Genomic DNA, 25,707 nt, shown 5'->3' on the forward strand with positions numbered 1-25,707 from the left:
ACCCTGTGGGAGCGGGCGTGCCCGCGAATGCGTCGGTGAAGCCACCAGCGCATTCGCGGGCACGCCCGCTCTCACAGAGGTCCACACCTCAAGTCAGGTAGCGGGCCCGAGGGCTATCAGGCGTCCTGATAGCTCTCGATCGACGGGCAGGCGCACACCAGGTTGCGGTCGCCGAACACGTTGTCGACCCGGCCGACCGGTGGCCAGTACTTGCCTTCCACCAGGCTCGGCAGCGGGTATACCGCCTGCTCGCGGCTGTAGCCATGGGCCCATTCGCCAACCAGCTCGGCCGCGGTGTGCGGGGCGTTCTTCAGCGGGTTGTCGTCCTTGTCCAGGCTACCGTTCTCGACCGCGCGGATTTCTTCGCGGATCTGGATCATCGCGTCGCAGAAACGGTCCAGTTCTTCCTTGGACTCGCTTTCGGTCGGTTCGATCATCAGCGTGCCAGCCACCGGGAAGGACATGGTCGGGGCGTGGAAGCCGAAGTCGATCAGGCGCTTGGCCACGTCGTCGACGCTGATGCCGCTGGTGTCCTTCAGCGGGCGCAGGTCGAGGATGCACTCATGGGCCACCAGGCCATTGCCGCCGGTATACAGAACAGGATAGTGCTCTTCCAGGCGACGGGCGATGTAGTTGGCGTTGAGGATCGCCATTTGCGAAGCACGCTTGAGGCCGGCACCGCCCATCATGCGGATGTACATCCAGGTGATAGGCAGGATGCTGGCGCTGCCGAACGGCGCGGCGCATACCGCGCCCTCGGTGTTTTCCAGCTGTGCGTGGCCGGGCAGGAACGGTGCCAGGTGCGACTTGACGCCGATCGGGCCGACGCCCGGGCCGCCACCGCCGTGCGGGATGCAGAAGGTCTTGTGCAGGTTCAGGTGGGAAACGTCGCCGCCGAACTTGCCCGGGGCGCACAGGCCGACCATGGCGTTCATGTTGGCGCCGTCGATGTACACCTGGCCACCGTTGTCGTGGATGATCGCGCAGATTTCGCCGATCGCTTCCTCGAACACGCCGTGGGTCGACGGGTAGGTGATCATGATCGCGGCCAGGCGCTCGCGGTGCTCGATGGCCTTGGCGCGCAGGTCCTCGACATCGACGTTGCCGCGGGCATCACAGGCGGTGACCACCACACGCATGCCGGCCATGTGCGCGGTGGCCGGGTTGGTGCCGTGGGCCGACGACGGGATCAGGCAGATGTCGCGGTGGCCTTCGCCGCGGCTGCGGTGGTAGGCGCGGATGGCCAAGAGGCCTGCGTACTCGCCCTGGGAGCCAGCGTTGGGCTGCAGCGATACGGCGTCGTAGCCGGTGGCGGCGCAGAGCATGGCTTCCAGCTCGGTGGTCATCTGCAAGTAGCCCTGGCTCTGCTCGGCCGGGGCGAACGGGTGCAGGTTGCCGAACTCGGCCCAGGTGACCGGGATCATTTCGCTGGCGGCGTTCAGCTTCATGGTGCAAGAGCCCAGCGGGATCATGCTGCGGTCCAGCGCCAGGTCCTTGTCGGCCAGGCGGCGCAGGTAGCGCATCAGCTCGGTTTCGCTGTGGTAGCGGTTGAACACCGGGTGCTGCAGGATGGCCGACTGGCGCAGCAGGGCGGCAGGCAGCAGTGAGCCGGTGCTGGCGGCCAGGGCATTGAAGTCTGGCTGGGCCTGGTCGCCACCGATCAGTTGCCACAGGGCCTCGACGTCGGCCTGGCTGCTGGTTTCGTCCAGCGACAGGCCCACGTGGGCGGCGTCGATCTGGCGCAGGTTGATGCCTTGGGCGCGCGCCTTGTCATGCAGGCTGGCGGTGGCACCGCCGGTGGCCAGGGTCAGGGTGTCGAAGGCGCTGGCGCCCACTACCTGCACGCCCAGCGCCTTCAGGCCGGCGGCCAGGATCGTGGTCAGGGCATGGGTACGTTCGGCGATGCGCTTGAGGCCGGCCGGGCCGTGGTACACGGCGAACATGCTGGCGATATTGGCCAGCAGCACCTGGGCGGTGCAGATGTTGCTGGTGGCCTTTTCGCGGCGGATGTGCTGCTCGCGGGTCTGCATGGCCAGGCGCAGGGCGGTCTTGCCGAAGCGGTCGATCGACACGCCGACCAGGCGGCCTGGCATGTCGCGCTTGAACGCGTCACGGGTGGCGAAGTAGGCCGCGTGCGGGCCACCGAAGCCCAGTGGCACGCCGAAGCGCTGGGCGCTGCCGATGGCCACGTCGGCGCCGAACTCGCCCGGCGGGGTCAGCAGGGTCAGGGCCAGCAGGTCGGCGGCAACGGCGACCAGGGCATTGGCGGCGTGGAAGCGCTCGATCACTTCGCGGTAGTCGAACACTTCACCGTTGCTGGCCGGGTACTGCAGCAGGGCGCCGAAGAAGGCGCTGACATCGCCAAGCTCGCGCTCGTCGCCGACCACGATCTCGATACCCAGCGGCTCGGCACGGGTGCGCAGCACGTCGAGGGTTTGCGGGTGGCAATGCACGGAGGCGAAGAAGGCATGACTGGCCTTGTTCTTCGACAGGCGTTTGCAGAAGGTCATGGCCTCGGCGGCAGCGGTGGCTTCGTCGAGCAGCGAGGCGTTGGCGATCGGCAGGCCGGTCAGGTCGCTGATCAGGGTCTGGAAGTTCAGCAGCGCTTCCAGGCGGCCTTGGGAAATTTCTGGCTGGTACGGGGTATAGGCGGTGTACCAGGCGGGGTTTTCCAGCAGGTTGCGCAGGATCGGCGCCGGCGTGTGGGTGTTGTAGTAGCCCTGGCCGATGTAGCTCTTGAACAGCTGGTTCTTGCCGGCGATGGCCTTGAGTGCGGCGAGCGCGTCGGCTTCGCTCTGGCCGTCGTGCGAACCGAGTACGCTGGTGCCCTTGATGCTGTCGGGAATGACCGCGGCGGTCATGGCTTCCAGCGAGTCGAAGCCGAGAGCGGCCAGCATGGCCTGCTCGTCGGCGGCGCGCGGGCCGATGTGGCGGGCGATGAATTCGTTGGCGGTGCCGAGGTTGATGGTCATGGTGGAGTTCCTCAGGCGTCGTCGTTGGCTTTGATCAGGCGGTCGTAGGCGTCCTGGTCGAGCAGGGCGGCCACTGCGCTGGCATCGGCGGGCATGAAGCGGAAGAACCAGCCTTCGCCCATCGGGTCTTCGTTGACCAGTTCCGGGCTGTCTTCGAGCTGGTCGTTGATCTGCACCACTTCGCCAGTCAGGGGCATGTACACACCGCTGGCGGCCTTGACCGACTCGACGGTGGAGGCTTCGCTGCCTTTCTCATACTGCTGCAACTCTGGCAGTTGCACGAAAACCACATCGCCAAGGGCGTTCTGGGCGTAGGCGGTGATGCCCACGGTGACGCTGCCATCGGCTTCGACGCGCAGCCATTCGTGATCTTCAGTGAAACGCAACTCGCTCATGGGGAATCCTCGGAAAAGCAGGGGCGTTGGGCGCGGTGGCTCCGCGCTCTTGGGGTTGGGATTCCCTTAGCAAAAATGCGGCCAATTGGATAAAAATGTTTTAAATCAATCAGTTAGGTGTTTTAGTGCCTGCCTGCCATGATCACTGCGGAATGAAAACGCTACAGGCTATGGCGACGGGAAAAGAGTTTGGCGATCAAACCCTTGTACAGCCCTCGCCAAAGTGGTTTGTAGCGAATTCATTACAGTGTAATGAAATGGATACGGTGACGGGCTGCCCTTTGGCCGGGGGCAGAAACTGTCGCCCATAATGTGCCTTGCAGGTGCGTGAACGTTCTGCCTAGAAGCGCCAGAAAGCGGGGGCAACGAGTACCAGCACGGTAAGGATTTCGAGCCGGCCCAGTAACATCCCGATCGTAAGCAACCACTTCGCTGCATCGGGCAGCGAGGCAAAATTGCCGGCCGGTCCGATCAGGTTGCCCAAGCCGGGTCCAACGTTGCATACGGCAGTGGCTGCACCACTCAAAGCAGTGGTCCAGTCGAGCCCAATCAGGGACAGCAGCAGGGCAATTACCGCGATGGTGATGAAGAAGAAGAACGAGAACGTCAGCAGCGAACGCACGATGTCTTCGTCGATGGGATGGCCATTGTACTTTTTCGAGATCGTTGCACGTGGGTGGATCAACTGCTTCAAGCTGCTGACGAGCAACGATGCGGCCACCTGAAAGCGGAAGATCTTCAGGCCACCGGATGTTGACCCTGAGCATCCCCCGACAAACGTCAAATAGAAGAACAACAGAACGGCAAAGCTGCCCCACAGCGTGTAGTCACCGACTGCAATCCCCGTCGTAGTGACCACCGAGGTGACATTGACCGCCACGATCCTTAAAGCATCCCACCAAGGCAAGTCGCTGTGCCAGCAGAGCCAGCTACCTACCGTGATCGATACGAAGGCCAGAAAGCCGAGGAACCCGCGAACCTGCTGATCCTTGATCAACGCCCGGCGATGGCCGCGCAATGTTGCCACATACAAGGTGAAGGGCAGGCCGCCGAGAATCATGATGACGACTGCCACCCAATGCACTGCTGGCTGTGTCCAGTGCCCGAGCGATGCATCGGAAGTGGAGAAGCCACCGGTCGAGATCAGCGACATCGAATGATTGATGGCTTCGAACGGGGTTATCCCGGCGATCCATAGCGCGAGCGTGCGGCGCTTCAGGTACGCCACGGGCTACCAATGCCAGGCCCGCGCACAGCGCGATCAGGCTCGACCAGAGAAATGCCCCGAGATCGTCGCTACGGTCGTGCAGGATCAACGTGGCCATGGGTACGACCATGCTGAGGGACAATGTAATCAGGAAGACACCGATGATGAAGGCAATGAAATGCCGCGCGGGGATAGGCATCGAACAAGCTCACGTGGGTTATGCCGGGCAGTATTTACAACGCCACGGCATTGTCCAGTAAAGAAGCCGTAAAGGTCATGAGCCGGCTGTTGCATCGTAAGGCCGGTATGACAGTTTATCAGTGGTGCCTTTGCGTCCTGTACCTTTCCCGACTCAGTCCGGGTCCTCTATGCGCTTGGCAAGAACAACCGCGTTCCAATAGTGGCTGCCGTTGCGGCTTCGGCGAGTCCAGCCCTTTGCCATAAGTTCCTTGGCAATCATCCGGTTCATCAACCCATGACCTAGCAGCAGTACCGGCCCCTCACTAGCGAGTGATAACAGCCGTTGTGCTGCCATGCTGGCGCGAAGCCTGGCACCGCTGACTGTTTCGACATTGCGCGAGTAACCACACAACCACAGGACGCGAAGGATGAATGCCCAGGTAAACGGTGAAAGCCGAGGCAACTTCCATTGGCCATACGGCAGCTGCGCTTCACAAAAAAGCACATCGACGTGGCTGGGCTCAAGACCGAGCGCTTGCAGCGAGCTCAATGCACGTGGCGCTGTGCTCGACACAATCACCCTCGCCGTTGTGGCAAGCTGCAGGCTGGCGGCCGGGACGGGCTGGTCGGTAATTTCGGCGCGGTTGTAGCCATCGATCCAGTCCTTCATACCCAGCGCTGATACTTTGTTGCTTGTAGCCAGTGCTGGCTGGCCGTGGCGCATCAAGATTATTTCCGTGGTCATGGTGTCACGACTTCCTTGCCCTGGTGGCCGCACCCTGTTGTTCAAACCAGCCGTGGTCACGATACCACGCCACTGTGTCGGCGATTGTCAGCTCCAGTGCCCGAAAGCTAAGGCCAAGCGCGTGTTCGCTTTTGCTATGGTTGAAACGCGTGCGGTCCTTTTCCCGTACCAGCAGGCGCAGCGTGGCCAAGCTCAACAGAATGGGTTTTCCGGTGAGTCGTGCATACATTTCCTGTACTGCGGCCAGGCAGAATAACAACGGTAACGGTAAATGCCGTGTAGGCGTCTGTACGCCTGCCAGACGGCCTACTATCGGTACCAGTTCAGCCATGGTCATATGCCTACCGGCAGCCAGATAGCGTTCGCCGCTTCGTCCTTGCGTGGCTGCGGCAATCTGCGCCAAAGCTACATCGCGGGCGTCGACCACCGAGAAACTACCCGGGATCAAGCCGGGCAGTTTGCCGCGCACGACATCGTTTACCAGTTGCCCGGCCGACGTAGGGCCGGTGTCGCCAGGGCCCCACATCCAGCCTGGGAGCACCATGCAGGCGTGCATGTCGGGGCAGGCGTCGAGAAACTCAGCCACGACGCGGTCGGCGAGGATCTTGCTGCGGTAGTAGTCGTCTGCATCTGCTTCGGCCCGCAGGCATGTCTCATCGATCGACGTGCCGGGTGCCCCGTCGAGCACTGCAATAGAGGAGGTATGGATAAACCGCCGGATGCCGGCCCTGTAGGCCTGCTCCAACAGGTGGCGGGTACCGGTCACATTGATCTGTTCGAGTGCTTGCCAATGGCTGCCGCCTTTGTAATTGTCACGAAAGAACGCTGCAGTATGGAACACCGTGTCGCAGCCGCGCAGCGATGCCGCGAAAGCGTCGATATCGGCCATGTCGCCTTCGACCAGCTCCACTTCGGGCAGATCAGCGAACTGCTGTTCCCCCTTTGCTCTTGACCGCACCAGCCCTTTGACCGTGTAGCCACGAGCGACCAGTTCACGGACCAGGTTGTTGCCCAGCAAGCCGGTTGCTCCGGTAACGAATACATTACGCATGGCTCAACCCTCGGGTTGTTCGGCAGATGGCCGCAACATGGCACTGTCGAAAAACACCGCCTCGCGAATGGCCAGGCCGTTCCTGAAGGTGAAGTGGGCCGCATAGTGCACGCAGACCCGGCGCCCATGGGCCGGAACGATCACGCCTGCTGGCAGCAGCAGCGGCGCAGTGAAGGTGCCGGTCAGGATGGCGGTCATTGCCAGCCGATCGTCCGACACCATGAATGGGGTCAGGGCCACCTGGGCGTCAGGGAATGCGCTGAACAGCGCCATCTCCCGCGCGCGCATGGCTTCGCGCCCGGTTTGGGTCGTCATGCCATCCAGGTACACGAAGTCTTCGTCGACCAATGCCAGTAGCCCTTGCACATCACGCTGGTTAAAGGCGTTGGCAGCTCGTTGGGCATAGTCCTTGGGGCTAGTCATCATGCAATCCATTCCATTCGTTCAGAGGGGCCCAAGGTATACGCCCGCGCTTGCTGTCGAAAAACAGCGCCTACTGCATAATGGCTTTGCGTATTTGCAAACCAGGGAGAGGCCAGCACATATGGCATTGCAGGAAAACTGGGATGATCTTCGGCTTCTACTGGCCGTATCGCGGCGTGGCAGCTTTCTTCGCGCTGGCGAGTTGCTGGGTATTGCACCCTCGACCGTGTCGCGTCGCCTGACCCAGCTTGAGGCCGCGTTGGGCGAGCCGCTCGTCGAGCGAGGCGTAGAGGGATGCAGGCTGACCTCGCGCGGCCAATCGCTGGTCGAAGTGGCCCTGGCCGCAGAAGCTGGCCTGCGGCGCCAGGCGCGTGCCGGCGCAGCCGAGCTGCCCTGCGAACTCTCGGGCACGGTTCAGGTGAGCGCAGGGGAAGGCTTCTCGGCTTGTATATTGGAGGCGGCCAATCGCTTCACCGGACTGCATCCGGGTTGCTCGGTGGAGCTGACCGTGACCGCCGACTTCCACAAGATCGTCCGGGGGGTGGCGGACATTGCCGTACGCACGGCCCACCTGGGGGAACCTTCACTGATTTATCGGCCGATAGGCCGGCTTGGCTACGGTGTGTTCGCCGCTGCTGGTTACCTGCAGCGGTTTCCGGGGGTTACCCCTGCGACGGCGGTCAATATCGGCCTGCTTCCGCCGCTGGACGTGTTGCCGCAAGTACGTGCGGCAAAAGCAGGGGGGCTGGAACGTGCGCCGATCCGCGTGAACTCGTTCAGCGCACAGCTCGAATCAGTGAGGCGCGGGATGGGGGTCGCGGTACTTCCCCGGATCCTGGCCAAGGATTTGATCGAGTTGTTTGTCGACCTGCCCCTTCCAGATATGGACGTCTACATGGTGACCCGGCCTCAGGCGTTGAAGCAGCCCCACATAAAGTGCTTTTTCTCGATCCTGGAGAAACTGCTGCACCAGGCCCTGTCAACGGATCCCGGGCAGCACCTGGCGGAGCACCTTACCGGCTGACTGTTCCGCGTCTGACTCAGAAGAACGGCAAGGCCAGATACAGCTTGATGACGATGACATTGATGATGTCGATGAAGAACGCTCCCACCATCGGTACCACCAGAAAGGCAATGTGCGAGGCTCCGTAGCGCTGGGTCACCGCTTGCATGTTGGCGATTGCCGTCGGCGTTGCACCCAGGCCGAAACCACAATGTCCGGCAGCCAGTACCGCTGCATCATAGTTGCGGCCCATGACCCGGAACGTGACAAAGATCGCAAACAGTGCCATGACCAGTGTCTGTGCGGCGAGTAACACAAAGAACGGTAACGCTAACGCCGCAAGGTCCCACAACTTGAGCGACATCAAGGCAATGGCCAGGAATAACGACAAACTCACATTGCCCAATACCGAGACTTCCCGCTCGAAGACATGATAAAAGCCGAATGCCGAAAGGCCGTTTCGCAAAACCACACCCACGAACAGCACGCAAACGAAGGTTGGCAGTTCAAAGGCAGTGCCTTTCAACAAACCGTCAAGTAACGAACCCGCGAGCAAACTGACAGCGATCAGCGCCAGTGTTTCGATAAATGAAAACGATGTAATCAGGCGCTCTTTTTCCGGTTGTTCGAAACCCTTGGGCAGTTGCGGTGCAGCTTCTTCGATGCCCGGTGCTTTTACCCGTTTGATCAGTAGCCGGGCGACCGGTCCGCCAATCAGGCCACCCAGCACCAGGCCGAAGGTAGCGGACGCCATTGCCAGTTCGGAGGCCGAGGCCAGGCCAAACTTCTCGGTGAACGTGGCCCCCCACGCAGCGCCTGTGCCGTGGCCTCCCGACAAGGTGATGGACCCGGCCAGCAGGCCCATCAGCGGGTCGAGTCCCAGTGCCGTTGCCAGGCCGATGCCCATGGCGTTCTGAACCAGCAGCAAGCCGGTTACCACCAGCAGGAATACGGTAACCGCGCGGCCACCTTTTTTCAGGCTGGCGAAGTCTGCACTCAAACCGATGGTGGCGAAGAAGGCCAGCATCAGAGGGGCTTGCAGTGAGGTATCGAATTTCACATGGACATCGAAACTACGCAACGCCAAGAGTGCCAAGGCTACTACAAGGCCGCCGGCGACAGGTTCCGGAATGTTGTAAGTGCGCAAGAAGCCAATGCGTGCAACAAGGCCGCGCCCCAATAACAATACTAAAGAGGCGGCTACAAGCGTCCCGTAAAAATCGAGTTCAAACATCAGGTACTCTCGTTATATCCAGTAGCGAACCACTTCCCGCTCTGGGGCGGGTAAGCGGGGTGACAGGCAGGATTGCACTGTCACCATTCTACGAGGCATGCGTGGGAGAGTATCTTTCACTGGCGTAGGAAAAGCCTGAATAACAACCGGATTATTGCAATAACTATCAGGGTCCGCTTTGCGGCCCATCGCAGGCAAGCCAGCTCCCACAGGTATCGCGCAGAATTCAGGACGTGTGCGATACCTGTGGGAGCTGGCTTGCCTGCGATGGGCTGCGTAGCAGCCCCGTTGACGCGATCTGACAGGTATCAGGTTTTACCCGGTATTCCATATTTGCGCAGGCGTTGGGCAATGGCGGTATGCGAGGTCTGCAAGCGCCCGGCCAGTTGCCGCGTCGAGGGGTAGCTGGCGTACAGGCGTTGCAGCAGCTCGCGCTCGAAATCGCCCACGGCCTGTTCCAGGCTTGCCACGTCGCCGTCCTGGCCACGGGCCACCGAGGTGCCGGCGATATCCAGGTCACCGATATCCACCAGGTTGCCCTCGCAAATGGCTGCGGCGCGGAATATCACGTTCTGCAGCTGGCGCACATTGCCCGGCCAAGGGTTGGCCAGCAGTGCCGAATGGGTGGCGGGGGTCAGCCGGCAGGGCGGGCGCTGGATCTGCGTGCAAGCCTGCTGCATGAAGAAATGCGCCAGCATCAGGATGTCCTGGCCACGATCGCGTAGCGGCGGCACTTGCAGGTTGAGCACATTCAGGCGGTAGAACAGGTCTTCACGGAAGCTGCCTTCGGCGACCATGCGCTCCAGGTCGCGGTGGGTGGCACTGATGATGCGTACATCCACCTTCACTTCGCGGTCGCCACCCACCCGGCGGAAGCTGCCATCGCTGAGAAAGCGCAGCAGCTTGGCTTGCAGGTACGGCGACATTTCGCCTATTTCATCGAGGAACACCGTGCCCTGGTTGGCCAGCTCCATCAGCCCGGGCTTGCCGCCCCGCTGCGCACCGGTGAAGGCGCCGGGGGCGTAGCCGAACAGTTCGCTCTCGGCCAGGCTTTCGGGCAGCGCGGCGCAGTTCAGGGCCAGGAATGGCGCTGCGTGGCGGCTGCTGACGGCGTGGCAGGCGCGGGCTACCAGCTCTTTGCCGGTGCCGGTTTCGCCATGCACCAGCAGCGGTGCATCGAGCGCCGCCACGCGCAAGGCGCGGGCCTTGAGGGTGCGGATGGCCGGTGACTCGCCGAGCAAGGCATCGAAGCCTTCGGCGTGGTCGTGGTGCAGGGCCGACAAGCGTTCGCCCATGCGCGTCGGCGGGTACAGCGTCAGCAGGCCGCCGGCGTTGGTGATGGGGGTGGCGTCCAGCAGCAGGCTCTGGCCGTTGAGCTGCATTTCGCGCATGGGCAGGTGGAAGTTGTTGTCCAGCAGGGCCTGCAACAGCCCCGGGTCGCCGAACAGTTCACCCACCGAGCGCCCGGCCGATTCGCGGCCGCACAGCTCGATCAGCGCCGGGTTGGCCAGCAGCACCTTGCCGGCACTGTCCACGGCCAGCACCGGGTCGCTCATTGCCGCCAGCAGGGCATCGAGCTGCAGGTGCCGACGTTGGCCGGGGAGGATGTCGACCACGTCCACCGATTGCACGCCATGCACCTCGAACAGCGCGTCGTGCAGTTCTTCGAGCACGGCGGGGCTGAGTGTGGGGGCGTCGATATAGACGTTCGGCGGGACCATCTCCACGGCGTCCAGGTTGAGGTTGCGGGCACCGAGCAGGGCGAGGACTTCCTGGGTGATGCCGACGCGGTCGATGAAGCTGACGTGGATGCGCATGGGGAGGATGAAGTGGTGGCCGGGGAGGGCGGTAGTATGCCTCAACATCGCCGGGGCCGCTTTGCGGCCCATCGCCGGCAAGCCAGCTCCCACAGGCACTGCACAGGCCTTGAGGCCGATGCGATCAAGGTGGGAGGAACTGTCTTGCTCAGTTTCTAAAAGTTGGCGCGATCCCTGTGGGAGCGGGCGGGCCCGCGAACACGGGCGAAGCCCGTGCCATCGTGCCATCCACCGCGTCGCCTGTTTCGCGGGCTTGCCCGCTCCCACAGGTACTGCGCATGGCTTGAGGTCAGCGCGGTCGGGGTGGGAGCTGGCTTGCCGGCGATGGGCTGCAAAGCAGCCCCTGAATCGTGAAATCACTCCAGATGCTCAGGCTTGATCGGGTCGCCCGACTTCACATCCAGCTTTTCGCGAATGTCCGCGAACATATGGTCATAAAGCTTGTGCGGCGAACTCAGGTTCTCGAATTTCTTCGGTGGGGTCAGGTACGACTGTGCCTTGCGGGTCAGCAGCATGAGGAAGCTGGGCAACACCTGATCCTTGGCCAGAAAGAACTTTTCTTCGACTGGCTTGCCTTCGATGCTGCCGTGCATCTTGAACTGGATACCTCTGCCTTCCTTGGGATCCGACGCGGCTTCGTATTCGATGTTCAGGTCATAGCTGTGGTCGTTCTTGTTCAGCGCGGTGCGCTCGATGTGTACATGACCGGGCTGGTACTGGGCCATGGCGAACTCCTCTGCAAGGTGAAAATGGCGGGCCAATCGGCCCGCCCACTGCATTCAACGGTAGCTGATCCCCGGCTTGGCGGTGGACACCCGCGTACCGGCAGTGCCTTTGACGATGTCTTCGATGTTTTCCAGCGAACTGATCACCGCCACCTTGCCGGTATTACGGGCAAAGTCGCAGGCTGCCTGCACCTTCGGCCCCATGGAGCCGGCGGCGAAGCCGAGGCGTTCGAGTTCGTCGGGGTGCGCCTGGGCGATGGCTTTCTGCGTGGGTTTGCCCCAGTCAATGTAGGCCGCATCGACGTCCGTGGCGATTATCAGAAGGTCGGCGTCCAGCTGTTCTGCCAGCAGGGCCGAGCAAAGGTCCTTGTCGATCACCGCCTCGATGCCCTTGAGCTTGCGGTTCTCATCGTACATGGTAGGGATGCCGCCGCCACCGGCGCAGATCACGATGCTGCTCTTTTCCAGCAGCCACTTGATCGGGCGGATCTCGAAGATGCGCTTGGGTTTCGGGCTGGCCACCACGCGGCGGTACTTGTCGCCGTCGGCCTTGACCACCCACCCCTTTTCCTTGGCCAGGCGCTCGGCCTCTTCCTTGCCGTAGACCGGGCCGATGAACTTGGTCGGGTCCTTGAAGGCGGGGTCGTTGGCGTCCACTTCGACCTGGGTCAGCAGGGTAGCGAACGGCACTTCGAAGGCCAGCAGGTTGCCCAGTTCCTGTTCGATCATGTAGCCGATCATGCCCTCGGTCTCGGCACCCAGCACATCCAGCGGATAGGCCTCGTCGGGCTTGTAGGACAGGCCCTGCAACGACAGCAGGCCTACTTGCGGGCCGTTGCCGTGGGCGATGACCAGCTCGTTGTCTGGGTGGATCTTGGCGATCTGTTCGGCGGCAGTGCGGATATTGGCGCGCTGGTTGTCAGCGGTCATCGGCTCGCCGCGACGCAGCAGGGCGTTGCCGCCCAATGCAACAACGATACGCATGGGGAATGTCCTTTAACGAAAAGAATGAGCTGCCGCTACACGGAGGTTGCAGGGTTCCCTGTGGGAGCGGGCGTGCCCGCGAAGAGGCCAGGCACCATCACTGGTGCGGTTGACGCATTCGCGGGCATGCCCGCTCCCACAAGTACAGCGCAGCCCCCCGGTAGGCGGACAAGGCTTACAGGTCAGCCAGGGTCGACACCAGGATCGCCTTGATCGTGTGCATGCGGTTTTCCGCCTGCTCGAAGGCGATGCAGGCCGGCGACTCGAACACGTCGTCGGTCACTTCGATACCGTTGGCCAGGTCCGGGTACTGTTCGGCGATCTGCTTGCCTACCTTGGTTTCGGAGTTGTGGAACGCCGGCAGGCAGTGCATGAACTTGGTCCGCGGGTTGCCGGTGGACTTCATCAGCTGTGCATTCACCTGATACGGCTTGAGCAGCTTGATGCGCTCACCCCAGGCTTCGATCGGCTCACCCATCGATACCCACACGTCGGTGTGTACGAAGTCCACACCCTTGACCGCGGCAACCGGGTCTTCGGTGAGGGTGATGCGCGCGCCGCTTTCCTCGGCGTACTTGCGGCAACGCTCGACCAGGTCGTCATGCGGCCACAGTGCCTTGGGCGCGGCGATGCGCACATCCATGCCGAGCTTGGCGCCGATCAGCAGCAGCGAGTTACCCATGTTGTTGCGGGCGTCGCCCAGGTAGGCGTAGCTGATGTCGTGCAGCGGTTTGTCGCTGTGCTCACGCATGGTCAGCACGTCGGCGATCATCTGGGTGGGGTGGTATTCGTCGGTCAGGCCGTTGAACACCGGTACGCCGGCAAACTTGGCCAGTTCTTCGACGATTTCCTGCTTGAAGCCACGGTACTCGATGGCGTCGTACATGCGCCCGAGCACGCGGGCGGTGTCCTTCATGCTTTCCTTGTGGCCGATCTGCGAAGAGTTGGGGTCGATGTAGGTAACGTTGGCGCCCTGGTCATAGGCGGCCACTTCGAAGGCGCAGCGGGTACGGGTGGAGGTTTTTTCGAAGATCAGTGCGATGTTGTTACCCTTCAGGTGCTGCTGCTCGGTACCGGTGTACTTGGCGCGCTTGAGGTCGCGGGACAGGTCCAGCAGGTAGCGCAGCTCGCGTGTGGTGTGGTGTTCCAGGCTGAGCAGGTTGCGGTTGTGAATGTTGAACGCCATGACTTTTCTCCTTGAGTTTGGTGAACGCACCGGCCGCCGCTGGGTAAGGGCGGCCGGGGGTAATGGTCGTTAGTAGTCGATCGGGTCACGCACGATCGGGCAGGTCATGCAGTGGCCGCCGCCACGGCCCCGGCCCAGTTCGCCGGCGCTGATGGTGATGACCTCGATGCCGGCCTTGCGCAGCAGGGTGTTGGTGTAGGTGTTGCGGTCGTAGCCAATCACCACGCCCGGCTCGATGGCCACCACGTTGTTGCCGTCATCCCACTGTTCGCGTTCGGCAGCGAAGCTGTTGCCGCCGGTTTCGACCACGCGCAGCTTGACCCCAAGTTGCTCGCCCACCACCTCGATGAACGACTTGTGTTCGCGGCGCACATCCATGCCGTATGGCTTGCTCTCGTCCGGGCGAATGATGAACGGCACGATCTCCTTGACCACTTCCGGGAAGACCGTGACCAGGTCGCGGTCGCAGAAGCTGAACACGGTATCCAGATGCATGGCGGCACGCGATTTGGGCAGGCCGGCAACAATGACCTTTTCCACCGCACCCTTGGCGAACAGGTTCTGTGCCAGCTGGCCGATGGCCTGGCGCGAGGTGCGCTCGCCCATGCCGATCAGCACGATGCCCTTGCCGATCGGCATGACATCGCCGCCTTCGAGGGTGGACTGGCCGTGTTCCTTGTCCGGGTCGCCGTACCAGATCTGGAAGTCGGCGTTGGTGAACTGCGGGTGGAACTTGTAGATGGCGGTGGTCAGCAGGGTTTCCTGACGTCGCGCCGGCCAGTACATCGGGTTCAATGTCACTCCGCCGTAGATCCAGCAGGTGGTGTCACGGGTGAACTGGGTATTGGGCAGCGGTGGCAGGATGAAGCTGGAGTGGCCCAGGTAGTCGTTGTACATCTTGACCACTTCGGCACCTTCGCTCTGCGGCAGGTCCTGGCCAGCGACGCCGCCAATCAGAAACTCGGCCAGATGGCGCGGTTCGAGGCCTTCGAGCCAGCTGCGCACTTCGTTGGTCAGGCCGACACCGACAGTGTCAGGGGTGATCTTGCGATCGAGAATCCACTTCAGCGCTTCGGGTTGCTGGACGATGTCGGTCAGCAGGTTGTGCATCTCCAGCACATCCACGCCACGTTCGCGCATCTTGGTGACGAAGTCGAAATGGTCACGCTTGGCCTGGTCGACCCAGATCACATCGTCGAACAGCAGCTCGTCACAGTTGCTCGGCGTCAGGCGCTTGTGCGCCAGCCCCGGCGAGCAAACCATCACTTTGCGCAGTTTGCCGGCTTCGGAGTGGACACCGTACTTCTGTTTTTCAGCGGACATGGTTCATTCCTCCAATTGAACGAAGACGTGGATCACAGGGTCAGGAAGCCGTCGTACAGGCCGAAGGCTGCCACCAGGGCACCGATGACCACGGCTGCGAAGATCAGTTTTTCCACGTTGGTGAAGACAGGCTGGCCAACCTCACGCTTGGCCTTGGCGAACAGGATCGCGCCAGGTGCGTAGAGCAGGGCCGAGAGCAGCAGGTATTTCACGCCGCCGGCGTACAGCAGCCAGATCGCGTACACCAGGGCGATGCCACCGATGATCAGGTCCTTCTGCCGTTCGGCCAGGGCCTGTTCGTAGGTTTCGCTGCGCCATGCCAGCAGCACGGCATAGGCCGCCGACCACAGGTAGGGCACCAGAATCATCGATGTGGCCAGGTAGATCAGCGACAGGTAGGTGCTGTTGGAGAACAGTGTGATCACCAGGAAAATCTGCACCATGGCGTTGGTCAGCCACAGGGCGTTGGCCGGTACCTGGTTGGCGTTCTCGCGGCGCAGGAACTCGGGCATGGTGTGGTCCTTGGCGGCGGCGAACATGATCTCGGCGCACAGCAGCACCCACGACAGCAGGGCCCCGAGCAGCGAGATGACCAGGCCGACGCTGATCAGCACCGCGCCCCAGTGGCCGACTACATGTTCCAGCACGGCCGCCATCGACGGGTTCTGCAGCTTGGCCAGTTCCGGTTGGGTCATGATGCCCAGCGACAGCACGTTGACCAGTACCAGGAACAGCAGCACGGTCACGAAGCCGATCACCGTGGCCTTGCCCACGTCGCTGCGTTTTTCCGCCCGCGCCGAGAAGATGCTCGCGCCTTCGATGCCGATGAACACCCATACGGTGACCAGCATCATGTTGCGCACCTGGTTCATCACGCTGCCCAGCTCTGGCGTGCCCAGGCCCCAGATGTCGGCGGTAAAGATGTCGAGTTTGAAGGCGAACAGGCAGATCAGGGCGAACAGCACCAGCGGCACCACTTTCGCGATGGTGGTGACCAGGTTGATGAATGCCGCTTCCTTGATGCCGCGCAGTACCAGGAAGTGCACCGCCCACAGCAGCACCGAGGCGCCTATGATGGCGGCCGGGGTGTTGCCTTCGCCAAAGATCGGGAAGAAATAGCCCAATGTGCTGAACAGCAGCACGAAATAGCCGACGTTGCCCAGCCAGGCACTGATCCAGTAGCCCCAGGCCGAAGAGAAGCCCATGTAATCGCCGAAACCGGCCTTGGCGTAGGCGTACACCCCGCCATCCAGGTCAGGCTTGCGGTTGGCCAGGGTCTGGAACACGAAGGCCAGGGTCAGCATGCCGACTGCGGTAATCGCCCAACCGATCAGAACCGCGCCAACCCCTGCGCTGGCCGCCATGTTTTGCGGCAACGAGAAGATCCCGCCACCAATCATCGAACCGACCACAAGTGCAACTAACGCGCCGAGCTTTAGTTTTCCGGATGAATCAGACATTTAACAACTCCTGCCAGGAGAAAGTTGACAACAGCGTAAATCCGACGCCGCTACCATTCGCTGACATAGGTCAGTTCATGGCCACGTGAAGTAGGAAAATTCCTTCACGGGTACTCCTGGAGTGTGCCGACAGCTTCTGCTACAGGCCGCGCGCGCTGGCACCTCCATGTCCATCTAGAGCAATCGCTCTGTTCGGCCTGCGATGCTTGAAGCTAGCCGCTTTTGCCGCTTTCGCAAATTTTTCACAAGAATTTCGAGTTTTATCAGTTTCTTCTCTAGTTGCCCGGGAGCTGCTAGTTTTTACACACCGGGCGGCATAGACAAAGCGGTTATGAGTGCTATAGCTTCATGCACTAAGATCATTATAAGTAACAACGTTTATATGACCCGCACGGGCGTTTCAAACCCATGACAGCGCGCAAAAAAAAGGAAGGCTCATGAGCGAACCGGGACAGAAGCTGCGCCTGGGCGCGTTGATCGCGTTGGTGGTAGGCTCGATGATTGGTGGCGGGATCTTCTCGTTGCCGCAGAACATGGCGGCGCGTGCCGATGTGGGGGCGGTGCTGATCGGCTGGGGTATTACCGCGGTCGGCATGCTGGCTCTGGCCTTCGTGTTCCAGACCCTGGCCAACCGCAAGCCGGAGCTGGACTCGGGGGTATACGCCTACGCCAAGGCCGGCTTTGGCGAGTACATGGGGTTTTCCTCGGCCTGGGGCTACTGGATCAGTGCCTGGCTGGGCAACGTCGGCTATTTCGTGCTGTTGTTCAGTACCCTGGGCTTCTATTTCCCGGTGTTCGGTGAAGGCAACACGCCAATCGCCATCGGCTGCGCCTCGCTGCTGCTGTGGGCGGTGCATTTCCTGGTGCTGCGCGGCATCAAGGAAGCGGCGTTCATCAACCAGGTGACTACCGTGGCCAAGGTGGTGCCGCTGCTGATTTTCGTGGTGATCGCGGCGTTCGCCTTCCGCGCCGATATCTTCACGCGTGACATCTGGGGCCTGAGCAACCCGCAGTTCGGCAGCGTGCTGGAGCAGGTGCGCAACATGATGCTGGTGACCGTGTTCGTGTTCATCGGTATCGAGGGCGCAAGCGTGTATTCCGGGCGCGCCCAGCGCCGTTCGGATGTGGGCAAGGCCACGGTGATCGGTTTCCTGGGCGTGCTGGCGCTGCTGGTGCTGGTGAATGTGCTGTCACTGGGGGTAATGACCCAGCCAGAACTGGCCGGGCTGCAAAACCCCTCGCTGGCCTCGGTGCTGGAGCATATCGTCGGGCCCTGGGGAGCCTTGCTGATCAGTATCGGCCTGGCAGTTTCGCTGCTTGGCGCGCTGCTGTCGTGGGCGCTGCTGTGCGCCGAGATCCTCTTCGCCACGGCGCGGGACAAGACCATGCCGCGCTTTCTGGCCAAGGAAAACGCCAACCATGTGCCGGCCAACGCCCTGTGGCTGACCAACTGCATGATCCAGGGTTTCCTGCTGATCACGCTGTTTTCCGCCGGTACTTACACCAGCCTGATCTACCTGGCCTCGTCGATGATCCTGGTGCCCTACCTGTGGTCGGCGGCCTACGCCGTGCTGTTGGCGGTGCGCGCAGAAACCTATGCCGGGCAGCCGGCCCTGCGTCGCAAGGATTTGCTGGTGGCGCTGGTTGCCTTGGCCTATGCCGTGTGGCTGTTGTACGCCGGCGGTCTCAAGTACCTGTTGCTGTCGGCGCTGCTGTATGCGCCGGGCGTGGTCCTGTTCGCCAGGGCCAAGCATGAGCAGGGCAAAGCCTTGTTCACCACTTGGGAAAAGCTGATTTTCGCCGCCGTGCTGGCAGGTGCCGCACTGGCGGCCTACGCCCTGTATTCAGGGCTGCTGAGCTTGTGACGGGGCAGGGCAGGGGGCGTGCTCCGGGCGCGACCAGATCCACAGGTTGCCCAGGGTCATGCCGGCAATGGCCAGGAATACCGGCCAGCGGTGTTCCAGGAGCGTCAGCATCAGGCCCGCGCACAGCAGCATGCTGAGGGTCGCGCTGACCTTGGCCCGCCGCTGGATTACCTTGCCATTGCGCCAGTTATGCAGGATCGGCCCGAACAACCGGTGGTTTTCCAGCCAGGCAGAAAGGCGCGGTGAACTGCGTGTGGCCGCCCAGGCGGCCAGCAGGATGAATTCGGTGGTCGGCAGGCCGGGAATGACGATCGCGACCAGGCCCACGCCCAGGCTTACGTAAGCCAGGATCGCATACAGCAGGCGGGCGAGTTTCGAGCGGGCGGGTCGGGTCATGGTCTCACTGCATAAAACGGTTCGGCCACCGGTAGGGTGGCCGGGTATGGCGTGTCAAACCAGCGCGGCATCTGCGGCGTAGGCGTGCTTGAGCAGCTCGGTGAAGCGCTCGAAGGCAGCAACTGCGCCGCGTTCGGCAGCGGCTTCCTCTTCGGCCGACAGGGCCAGGCCATCCAGAATGCGGGTGAACTGCTTCCAGCCTTCGGCACGGCCACCAGCCGGTTCGCCCAGGTGGCGGGCACCGAAACTGTCGGACAAGCCCAGGGCCACGGCACGCTTGATCAGAAACGCAGCGCCCAGTTTGGAGCCTTCGGAGACGAAGATCCAGCCCATTGCCTCGCCCAGGCTCGGGTTGCGCAGGCCACCCGGCACGGCTGGCGGTACTTCGGTATCGAGATCGGCGAGGTCCAGGCGGGCCTGTTCGGCACGGCAGCGCTCGGCCAGGTCGGGGACGATGGTGATCAGTTGTGGGTCGTTGTACAGGGCCTGCAGCTCGGCCTGGAACAGGTACTGGGCGACCACGAAGCGGGCGAAGCTTTCGCGGCTGTCGAAGGGTGCGTGGGCTTTGACCAGGGCATCCAGTTCGGCATGGGGGGCGTGGGTGATCTGGTTGAGGCGTTGGGAGCGCAGGGCTGGGCGGTCAGTCATGGGGCAGTCCTTGGAAAGGGGGGCATCTAGAGACAAGACGAAACAGCGGGGACGGAACAGTAAAAAAATCGGGTTTTCGTGTTGCCTGTACTGGCCTCTTCGCGGGCATGCCCGCTCCCACAGGTCCAGCGCAGGCCCAAGGCTTGCGCAGTACCTGTGGGAGCGGGCGAGCCCGCGGATGCCGTTACAGATGCAAAGGGTCAGATATCCCAGACCACATTGATGCCGAAGTTGCGCCCCGGCATGGTCAGGCGGTCGATGTTGGCCGGCTGGGTCACGGCCGCTTCACCCTGGCCGTCGTAGCTGCGCACCGAGTCCCACTGCCAGTACTTTTTGTCGGTGAGGTTGTACAGGCCGGCGTTGATGGTCACGTCGTCGCTGACCTTGTAGTAACCGGTCAGGTCCAGTACCCCGTAGCCCGGGGTGCGGAACTTGGCGCTCGAGCCGTCGGGCGAATAGAAGGTGCTGTCGTCGACGCGGGTCTTGCGCTTGACCAGGGTCCAGCTCAGCAGGCCGCCGTATTGCTGTTGTTCGTAACCCAGGCCGAACACGCCCTTGAGCGGGTTGACGCTGTTCAGTGGCTCGCCGCTGTCATCGTTGCGGCCATGGGTGTAGGCGATCGAGCCCTGGGTATACAGGCCCTGCGGTGCACCGAAGTGGTCGAGATTCAGGCGGCCCTTGACCTCGGCACCCTTGATGGTGGCGTGCTTGATGTTGTTGGCCTGGAAGGTCTGCTCCAGGTTGGCGCTTTGTACGGCGTCCTCGTCGATGAAGTCGCGGTACTTGTTGTAGAACACCGCCACATCGAAGTTGCCGGCGTCGAAGTTGCCACGCAGGCCGGTTTCATAGCTTTTGCTCTTTTCCGGTTCCAGGCCCGGGTTGCCTTCCACGCGGTAGCCTTGCTCGATGTTCTCAAATTTCCCGTACATGGACTTGGCAGTCGGAGTGCGGAAGCCTTCGGCGTACTGGCCGTACCAGGTGTAGTTGTCGTTGAAGGCGTAGGTCAGGCCGAACTTGGGCGAGACACGGTGCCACTTCTTGTCCGAGTCGTCCTGGGAGGTGGGCGCGATACCGGAGGACTCCAGGCCACGCAGGAATTCCTCGGTGAACCTGGGCTCCATGCGCGTGTAGTCGTAACGAGCACCCGGCATGAAGGTCCAGTTGTTCCAGCGGATTTCATCCTGCACAAACAGGCTGTAGGTGTTCACGGTCGGGTCCGGGAAGTCGCTGACCAGTGCCTGGCCGTCTGCCGGGCGCTCGGCGCCAGCGGCGGAACAACCTGAGCCAACGGCCAGGCAGGTGCCGGTGCCGCTGCGCGAACCGGTGACCTTCTCTTGCTTGAGGGTGGTGCCATAGGTCAGCAGGTGCTCGGTGGCGCCGAGGCTGAAGGCCTTGTCCAGCTGGGCGTCGAATACCCACTGGCGGTCCTTGTAAGTGGTGTCGCGGGTACGCAGCACCTGACGACCAGGTGGTGCGTAGACCTCCTCGGTGTACTGGTCGGTTTTGGCGATCTGGTAGTTCAGGCTCCACTTCACATGGTCGGCGACCAGCGAATCCAGGTCGAACTCATGGTTGATGCCAAAGCGCTCACGGGTGATGGTGTCGTTACCGTTACGCGCCTTGTAGTAACCCGAGGCACCACGGCCAGGAATGAACGGCCCGCCCACCGCACTGAGGATGTTCTGATCGCGGTCATCCTTGTAGCGTTCGTAGGTGAAGCCCAGACGCGCGTCGTCGGCGTAGTTCCAGCCCAGCTTGGCCAGCACGTTGGTGGTGCGCACGTCCATCGGGTTGGCTTCGGTACGCGACAGGCCGTCACCGCTGTGCCCGCCGTGGGTCTCGGTTTCGTGGCCGTTGCGCTGGCTCAGGTGCAACAGGCCGTCGAAGTCGCCCTGGCGACCGGCGACGGTGGCGGAGGTCAGCCAGCTTTCGTCGGCGGAGCTGTAGCCGGTCTTAAGGCGTGCACCGGCGTCCTTGCCGGGCTTGATGATGTCGTCCGGGTCGAGGGTGAAGTAGCTCACTGCCCCGCCGATGGCGTTGCTGCCATACAGCACCGAGGCCGGGCCGCGGAGAATTTCCACCCGCTTGACGATTTCCGGGTCCACGTAGTTGCGCTGGGTCTGGGCGTAGGGGCCGTAGAAGAAGCTGTCGGGGATCGACACGCCATCGACCTGGGTGAGGATGCGCTCGCCGTCGATGCCCCGGATGTTGTAGCCGTTCAGGCCGCTGCGCTGGCCGGTGCCGGCCACCGACACACCCGGCTCGTAGCGTACCAGGTCCTGGATATTGTTGACGTTCTGCCGGTCCAGTTCCTCGCGGGTCTGCACACTGACGGTGCTCGGTACCTGGCTGACGTCCTGGGCGTTGCGCGTGGCGCTGACGGTGACCTGTTGCAGGGCGATCACATTGGCGCTGGCCTGGCGTTCGAGCACCACATTGCCGTGGCTGATCTGGCGAATGCCCAGGCCGGTACCGAGCAGCAGGCGCTTGAGGGCGGCTTCCGGCGGTAGCGAACCCTGCACCCCTGGCGAGGCCACGCCGTCGGCCAGCTCAGCGCTGAAACCGACCTGCCAGCCAGTGACCTGGCTGAAGGCATTGATGGCCGAAACCAGCGGCTGCTGGCCGATGCTGAAGCGGTAGTCGCCCATGCGCGGGCTGCTGGCGTGTGCCGGCTCGGCGGCCAGCGCCGGCAGGCTGCCGGCACCGCTGGCGAGCAGGGCCAGGTTCAGTAGGGAAAGGCTCAGGAGGGACGGTTGCCCTCCATGGCGAGGACGGGTGGAGGGGCGGGTAGGACCTGTGGACATCGGAAGCGCTCCCTGACGCGCAGACTGTTATAGGTGATGGCTGTCCTCGTTTTCAAACGAGAATCAGTTGCATTGGCTATAACGAGACGGGCGGGGTAGCGTGACTGCGTAAAAAAAAGTTGGATTGCGGTCTGGCGATCCGTATCGCGACTTCTGTGGGAGCGGGCAAGCCCGCGAAACAGGCACCGCGGTGGATGGCACGGGCGTTGCCCGTGTTCGCGGGCACGCCCGCTCCCACAGGGACCGTGTCGGGTTTCAGATTTGCGGATCAGTTCAGGATGACCAGCGCAGGGTATTCCTGCAGCCGTGCCGAGGTGATGTGGGCCAGCGCGCGCAGGGTTTCCAGCGGTTGGTCGAGGCGGTAGTTGCCGGTGACCGCAACGTCTTCCAGCTGCGCATTGCGGTTGATGATCCAGCCCGGGTAGTAGCGTTGCACCTCCGCCAGCACCTGGCTCAACGGGCAGTTCTCGAATACCAGGCGGCCGTCGACCCAGGCCAGGTCCTTGTGCATGTCGGGGCGCTGGCGCTGGCCGAAGCCCTGGGGGCCGACGCTGATGCTGTCGCCGGCACTCAAGCGGATGCGCTGGTCGCGGGCCCCCTGCAGATCGACATCGCCGCGCTGCACCCGCACCTGTGCCTCGCCGTCGAGGTAGCGCACGGCGAAATCGGTGTCGCGCACCTGCGCGCGCAACGGTCCGGCCTGCACTTCCAGGGGCCGCGGCGCGCCTTCGGGTACCTGGAAATAGGCCTCGCCCTGCAGCAGGCGGGCGACCTGGTGGTCGTCACGCTGCTCGCTGGCAAATGCCGAATTGGTGTTCAGCAGCACTTTCGCCCCGTCTTCCAGCTGCAGACGCTGGCGCTCGCCTACCACCGTAAAGTGATCGGCTTGCAGGCGCATGGGCAGGTTGCCGAGGGTGAACAGCCCGATCAGCAGCAGCGCCGCCGTTGCCAGGGGTTTCCAGTGGCTGCGCAGGCGCCCGTGCCACGAGCGGCGCTGCCGCTGGTGCATCTGCGCCGCCAGCTGGTGCAGCGGCGCACCGTTCCACAGGGCTTCTGCCTCGACATAGGCCTCGGCATTTTCCGGCGCTGCGCTCAGCCAGGCTTCGAAGGCCTGGGTGTCCTCGGCGTTGGCGCATTGCAGGCGCACCAGCCAGTCCAGCGCCTCGTCCATGGCACGAGCACGGGCGCTGGGCCCGGCGGGTGACGGGCGGGGGGCGGGGCTATCGGTCACGGTGAGTCCCTGAATGATTTTTTGCGAATGATCAAGCCTGACGCGGGGCGTGGCAAGGGCTTTGGTGCCCTTACTTGAGGCGGTCGGCGACACCCATGCAGATCGCCATGATCAGTTTCAGTTCCTTCTGTACCGTGCTGGGCGAAACATCGAGTTGTTCGCCGATTTCCTGGTAGGTGGCGCCATGCAGGCGACTGAGGATGAAGATGCGCTGCTGGCGTTTGCTCAGCTGGTCGAGGCTGAGGCTCAGCTGCTTGAGCAACCGTTCGGCATGGGCGGCATCCTCGCTGCTGGTGGCCGGTGCGGCCACGCTGTGCAGGACGTCATCTGGCACGTCGTCGACCAGCATGCGCGATTGCACCCGGCGCGCGCGCAGGTGGTCGAGGGCCAGGTTGCGTGCGGTCTGGAACACGAACGGTTCGAGGTGTTCGACAGGCCGCTCAGCGAGGGCGCGGGACACCCGCAGGTAGGTTTCCTGTAACAGGTCTTCGGCCGTGGTGGGGTTGCCCACCATGCGCTGCAGGGTGCGCAGCAGGGGAAGGCGCTGGACGAGGAAGACAGAGTTGAACCGGGACTGACTCACAGGGGGACCTGGCCGACGAAAGGTTAATGATAATGCTTATCATCAGTATCGAAGGTCAAGTTTGGAAATGTTAGGAAAAGGTAAAGATTGTGAGTCCCCAGTCTTGCGCGGTCCCGGTGTAGGAGCGGCCTTGTGTCGCGATGGGCTGCGCAGCAGCCCCGGGATTTCGGCCTTGGCACAGATTGCAGGGGCTGCTGCGCAGCCCATCGCGACACAAGGCCGCTCCTACAGAGAACATGCCGAAGCTCAGCGGGCGTTGCACAACGCCAGGCAGTTATCCAGCATGCGGTTAGAGAACCCCCACTCATTGTCATACCACGCCAGCACCTTGAGCATGCGCCCGTTGGCCCGGGTATGGTTGGCATCGAAGATCGACGACAGCGGGTTGTGGTTGAAATCGCAGGAAACCAGCGGCAAAGCGTTGTAGCCCAATACCCTGGAATGCTTGCTGGCCTCGAGGAACAGCTGGTTGACCTGCTCGGCCGTGGCTTCGCGCTTGAGGTTGACGGTGAGATCGACCAGCGACACGTTGATCACCGGCACCCGCACCGCCATGCCGGTCAGCTTGCCGGCCAGCTCCGGCAATACCAGGCCCACGGCCTCGGCAGCGCCGGTCTTGCTCGGGATCATCGACTGGGTCGCCGAGCGCGCGCGGTACGGGTCGCTGTGGTACACATCGGTCAGCACCTGGTCGTTGGTGTAGGCATGAATGGTAGTCATCAGGCCCTGTTCGATGCCGAACTCGCGGTGCAGCACCTGGGCAATCGGTGCCAGGCAGTTGGTGGTGCAGGAGGCATTGGAAATGATCTGGTGCGAGGCCCGCAGAATGTCATGGTTGACCCCGTACACCACGGTAGCGTCGGCGCCTTTGGCCGGTGCCGAGACAATCACCTTGCCAGCCCCTGCAGCCAGGTGTGCCGCGGCCTTGGCGCGCTCGGTGAACAGCCCGGTGCATTCGAACACCACATCGATCGCTTCGGCCTTCCAGGGCAGTTCGGCCGGGTTGCGGATGGCACTGACCGCGATACGGTCACCATTGACCGTGAGGCTCTCGTGGTCGGCTTCGACGCTGGCATCGAAGGTGCCGTGCACGCTGTCGTACTTGAGCAGGTGGGCATTCATGGCGCTGTCGCCCAGGTCGTTGATGGCGACGACCTGCAGGTCCTGGCGGTAGCCTTGGGTATACAGTGCGCGCAAGACGTTGCGCCCGATGCGGCCGAATCCATTGATGGCGATGCGTAGGGTCATGGCAGTACCTCTGGCAGTCCGAGTGAAACCTGTGGGACAAAGGAGCTTCACTGAAACGGTTTTGTTGTTGGAATTACAAGATTATTCACCTGGCGATAGAAAACAAGCCTTTTTAGTGGCAGTATTTTGGTTAAACATACAACGAGTGGTTGGGCGACGTACCCCCAGCGATGCAGCGGGCTGCTTTACATTGAGCCTAGGCCGCAATCGTTTGGAGGGGAAATGCC

Annotated in this window: 20 protein-coding genes and 1 pseudogene; 2 read left to right on the forward strand and 19 right to left on the reverse strand. The window is 62.5% G+C overall.

The genetic code is table 11. The features are described from left to right. Nucleotides 1-116 precede the first annotated feature (116 nt). The 6 genes and pseudogenes from gcvP to CAF70_RS08745 form a co-directional block, all read right to left on the reverse strand. Nucleotides 117-2,972 carry an aminomethyl-transferring glycine dehydrogenase gene (gene gcvP / locus CAF70_RS08720; protein WP_085624041.1) on the reverse strand — a complete coding sequence of 952 codons (2,856 nt, stop codon included), beginning with the start codon at nt 2,970-2,972 and terminating at the stop codon, nt 117-119. Nucleotides 2,973-2,983: 11 nt separating this feature from the next. Next, nucleotides 2,984-3,367 carry a glycine cleavage system protein GcvH gene (gene gcvH, locus CAF70_RS08725; RefSeq protein WP_085624043.1) on the reverse strand — a complete coding sequence of 128 codons (384 nt, stop codon included), beginning with the start codon at nt 3,365-3,367 and terminating at the stop codon, nt 2,984-2,986. 340 nt (nt 3,368-3,707) lie between these two features. Next, nucleotides 3,708-4,773: pseudogene (locus CAF70_RS08730) on the reverse strand (TrkH family potassium uptake protein). Between the two features lie 153 nt (nt 4,774-4,926). Further along, entirely contained in the window at nt 4,927-5,499 is a 573-nt protein-coding gene (locus tag CAF70_RS08735; protein ID WP_085624045.1) for a histidine phosphatase family protein, read from the reverse strand. A gap of 4 nt (nt 5,500-5,503) precedes the next feature. After that, nucleotides 5,504-6,550 (reverse strand): SDR family oxidoreductase, encoded by a 1,047-nt coding sequence (locus tag CAF70_RS08740; protein WP_085624047.1) that lies wholly within the window; start codon nt 6,548-6,550, stop codon nt 5,504-5,506. 3 nt (nt 6,551-6,553) lie between these two features. Then, the gene (locus tag CAF70_RS08745; RefSeq protein WP_085624049.1) at nt 6,554-6,976 is read right to left on the reverse strand and encodes an ester cyclase; all 423 of its coding nucleotides are present in this window, start codon (nt 6,974-6,976) and stop codon (nt 6,554-6,556) included. A 118-nt stretch (nt 6,977-7,094) separates the two neighbouring features. On the opposite strand from CAF70_RS08745, the gene CAF70_RS08750 reads away from it, so the two are divergent. After that, nucleotides 7,095-7,997 carry a LysR family transcriptional regulator gene (locus tag CAF70_RS08750; protein WP_085624051.1) on the forward strand — a complete coding sequence of 301 codons (903 nt, stop codon included), beginning with the start codon at nt 7,095-7,097 and terminating at the stop codon, nt 7,995-7,997. Nucleotides 7,998-8,013: 16 nt separating this feature from the next. On the opposite strand, the gene gltS is transcribed toward CAF70_RS08750, so the two are convergent. The 7 genes from gltS to arcD (CAF70_RS08785) all read right to left on the reverse strand — a co-directional run bounded on the left by gltS (nt 8,014) and on the right by arcD (CAF70_RS08785) (nt 16,705). Continuing rightward, entirely contained in the window at nt 8,014-9,210 is a 1,197-nt protein-coding gene (gene gltS, locus CAF70_RS08755; RefSeq protein ID WP_085624053.1) for a sodium/glutamate symporter, read from the reverse strand. Nucleotides 9,211-9,518: 308 nt separating this feature from the next. Continuing rightward, complete coding sequence (locus CAF70_RS08760) at nt 9,519-11,027, reverse strand: sigma-54-dependent transcriptional regulator (protein WP_085624230.1); 1,509 nt, start codon at nt 11,025-11,027, stop codon at nt 9,519-9,521. 356 nt (nt 11,028-11,383) lie between these two features. Continuing rightward, nucleotides 11,384-11,752 (reverse strand): DUF5064 family protein, encoded by a 369-nt coding sequence (locus CAF70_RS08765; protein ID WP_063911394.1) that lies wholly within the window; start codon nt 11,750-11,752, stop codon nt 11,384-11,386. A 54-nt stretch (nt 11,753-11,806) separates the two neighbouring features. Next, nucleotides 11,807-12,736 (reverse strand): carbamate kinase, encoded by a 930-nt coding sequence (arcC, locus tag CAF70_RS08770; RefSeq protein WP_085624055.1) that lies wholly within the window; start codon nt 12,734-12,736, stop codon nt 11,807-11,809. Nucleotides 12,737-12,911: 175 nt separating this feature from the next. Continuing rightward, a complete protein-coding gene (locus CAF70_RS08775; protein ID WP_085624056.1) occupies nt 12,912-13,922 on the reverse strand; it encodes an ornithine carbamoyltransferase in 1,011 nt (336 codons plus the stop codon). A gap of 69 nt (nt 13,923-13,991) precedes the next feature. Beyond that, a complete protein-coding gene (gene arcA / locus CAF70_RS08780; RefSeq protein ID WP_085624058.1) occupies nt 13,992-15,245 on the reverse strand; it encodes an arginine deiminase in 1,254 nt (417 codons plus the stop codon). A 32-nt stretch (nt 15,246-15,277) separates the two neighbouring features. Then, a complete protein-coding gene (arcD, locus tag CAF70_RS08785; protein WP_085624060.1) occupies nt 15,278-16,705 on the reverse strand; it encodes an arginine-ornithine antiporter in 1,428 nt (475 codons plus the stop codon). Between the two features lie 437 nt (nt 16,706-17,142). Between arcD (CAF70_RS08785) and arcD (CAF70_RS08790) the strand changes: the two genes are divergently transcribed. After that, on the forward strand, nt 17,143-18,570 hold the full coding sequence (gene arcD, locus CAF70_RS08790; protein ID WP_085624062.1) for an arginine-ornithine antiporter: 1,428 nt from the start codon (nt 17,143-17,145) through the stop codon (nt 18,568-18,570). Here arcD (CAF70_RS08790) and CAF70_RS08795 read toward each other — a convergent pair. The 6 genes from CAF70_RS08795 to gap form a co-directional block, all read right to left on the reverse strand. Then, a complete protein-coding gene (locus tag CAF70_RS08795) occupies nt 18,550-18,966 on the reverse strand; it encodes a YbaN family protein (RefSeq protein ID WP_085624064.1) in 417 nt (138 codons plus the stop codon). The two genes, arcD (CAF70_RS08790) and CAF70_RS08795, sit on opposite strands and share 21 nt — an antisense overlap. A gap of 54 nt (nt 18,967-19,020) precedes the next feature. After that, the gene (locus CAF70_RS08800; RefSeq protein WP_085624066.1) at nt 19,021-19,614 is read right to left on the reverse strand and encodes a biliverdin-producing heme oxygenase; all 594 of its coding nucleotides are present in this window, start codon (nt 19,612-19,614) and stop codon (nt 19,021-19,023) included. Between the two features lie 200 nt (nt 19,615-19,814). After that, on the reverse strand, nt 19,815-22,418 hold the full coding sequence (locus CAF70_RS08805; RefSeq protein WP_085624068.1) for a TonB-dependent receptor: 2,604 nt from the start codon (nt 22,416-22,418) through the stop codon (nt 19,815-19,817). Between the two features lie 268 nt (nt 22,419-22,686). After that, a complete protein-coding gene (locus tag CAF70_RS08810; protein WP_085624070.1) occupies nt 22,687-23,649 on the reverse strand; it encodes a FecR domain-containing protein in 963 nt (320 codons plus the stop codon). A gap of 70 nt (nt 23,650-23,719) precedes the next feature. Then, a complete protein-coding gene (locus CAF70_RS08815) occupies nt 23,720-24,232 on the reverse strand; it encodes an RNA polymerase sigma factor (protein ID WP_085624072.1) in 513 nt (170 codons plus the stop codon). Nucleotides 24,233-24,478: 246 nt separating this feature from the next. Continuing rightward, complete coding sequence (gene gap, locus CAF70_RS08820) at nt 24,479-25,480, reverse strand: type I glyceraldehyde-3-phosphate dehydrogenase (protein WP_085624074.1); 1,002 nt, start codon at nt 25,478-25,480, stop codon at nt 24,479-24,481. Nucleotides 25,481-25,707 lie beyond the last annotated feature (227 nt).

The organism is Pseudomonas sp. B19(2017) (assembly GCF_002113165.1).
Classification (GTDB): domain Bacteria; phylum Pseudomonadota; class Gammaproteobacteria; order Pseudomonadales; family Pseudomonadaceae; genus Aquipseudomonas.

Excerpts from the sequence above, each read along its gene's own strand:
- gcvP (WP_085624041.1), bottom strand. The coding sequence starts at position 2,972 with ATGACCATCAACCTCGGCACCGCCAACGAATTCATCGCCCGCCACATC.
- gcvH (WP_085624043.1), bottom strand. The coding sequence starts at position 3,367 with ATGAGCGAGTTGCGTTTCACTGAAGATCACGAATGGCTGCGCGTCGAA.
- CAF70_RS08735 (WP_085624045.1), bottom strand. The coding sequence starts at position 5,499 with ATGACCACGGAAATAATCTTGATGCGCCACGGCCAGCCAGCACTGGCT.
- CAF70_RS08740 (WP_085624047.1), bottom strand. The coding sequence starts at position 6,550 with ATGCGTAATGTATTCGTTACCGGAGCAACCGGCTTGCTGGGCAACAAC.
- CAF70_RS08745 (WP_085624049.1), bottom strand. The coding sequence starts at position 6,976 with ATGATGACTAGCCCCAAGGACTATGCCCAACGAGCTGCCAACGCCTTT.
- CAF70_RS08750 (WP_085624051.1), top strand. The coding sequence starts at position 7,095 with ATGGCATTGCAGGAAAACTGGGATGATCTTCGGCTTCTACTGGCCGTA.
- gltS (WP_085624053.1), bottom strand. The coding sequence starts at position 9,210 with ATGTTTGAACTCGATTTTTACGGGACGCTTGTAGCCGCCTCTTTAGTA.
- CAF70_RS08760 (WP_085624230.1), bottom strand. The coding sequence starts at position 11,027 with ATGCGCATCCACGTCAGCTTCATCGACCGCGTCGGCATCACCCAGGAA.
- CAF70_RS08765 (WP_063911394.1), bottom strand. The coding sequence starts at position 11,752 with ATGGCCCAGTACCAGCCCGGTCATGTACACATCGAGCGCACCGCGCTG.
- arcC (WP_085624055.1), bottom strand. The coding sequence starts at position 12,736 with ATGCGTATCGTTGTTGCATTGGGCGGCAACGCCCTGCTGCGTCGCGGC.
- CAF70_RS08775 (WP_085624056.1), bottom strand. The coding sequence starts at position 13,922 with ATGGCGTTCAACATTCACAACCGCAACCTGCTCAGCCTGGAACACCAC.
- arcA (WP_085624058.1), bottom strand. The coding sequence starts at position 15,245 with ATGTCCGCTGAAAAACAGAAGTACGGTGTCCACTCCGAAGCCGGCAAA.
- arcD (WP_085624060.1), bottom strand. The coding sequence starts at position 16,705 with ATGTCTGATTCATCCGGAAAACTAAAGCTCGGCGCGTTAGTTGCACTT.
- arcD (WP_085624062.1), top strand. The coding sequence starts at position 17,143 with ATGAGCGAACCGGGACAGAAGCTGCGCCTGGGCGCGTTGATCGCGTTG.
- CAF70_RS08795 (WP_085624064.1), bottom strand. The coding sequence starts at position 18,966 with ATGACCCGACCCGCCCGCTCGAAACTCGCCCGCCTGCTGTATGCGATC.
- CAF70_RS08800 (WP_085624066.1), bottom strand. The coding sequence starts at position 19,614 with ATGACTGACCGCCCAGCCCTGCGCTCCCAACGCCTCAACCAGATCACC.
- CAF70_RS08805 (WP_085624068.1), bottom strand. The coding sequence starts at position 22,418 with ATGTCCACAGGTCCTACCCGCCCCTCCACCCGTCCTCGCCATGGAGGG.
- gap (WP_085624074.1), bottom strand. The coding sequence starts at position 25,480 with ATGACCCTACGCATCGCCATCAATGGATTCGGCCGCATCGGGCGCAAC.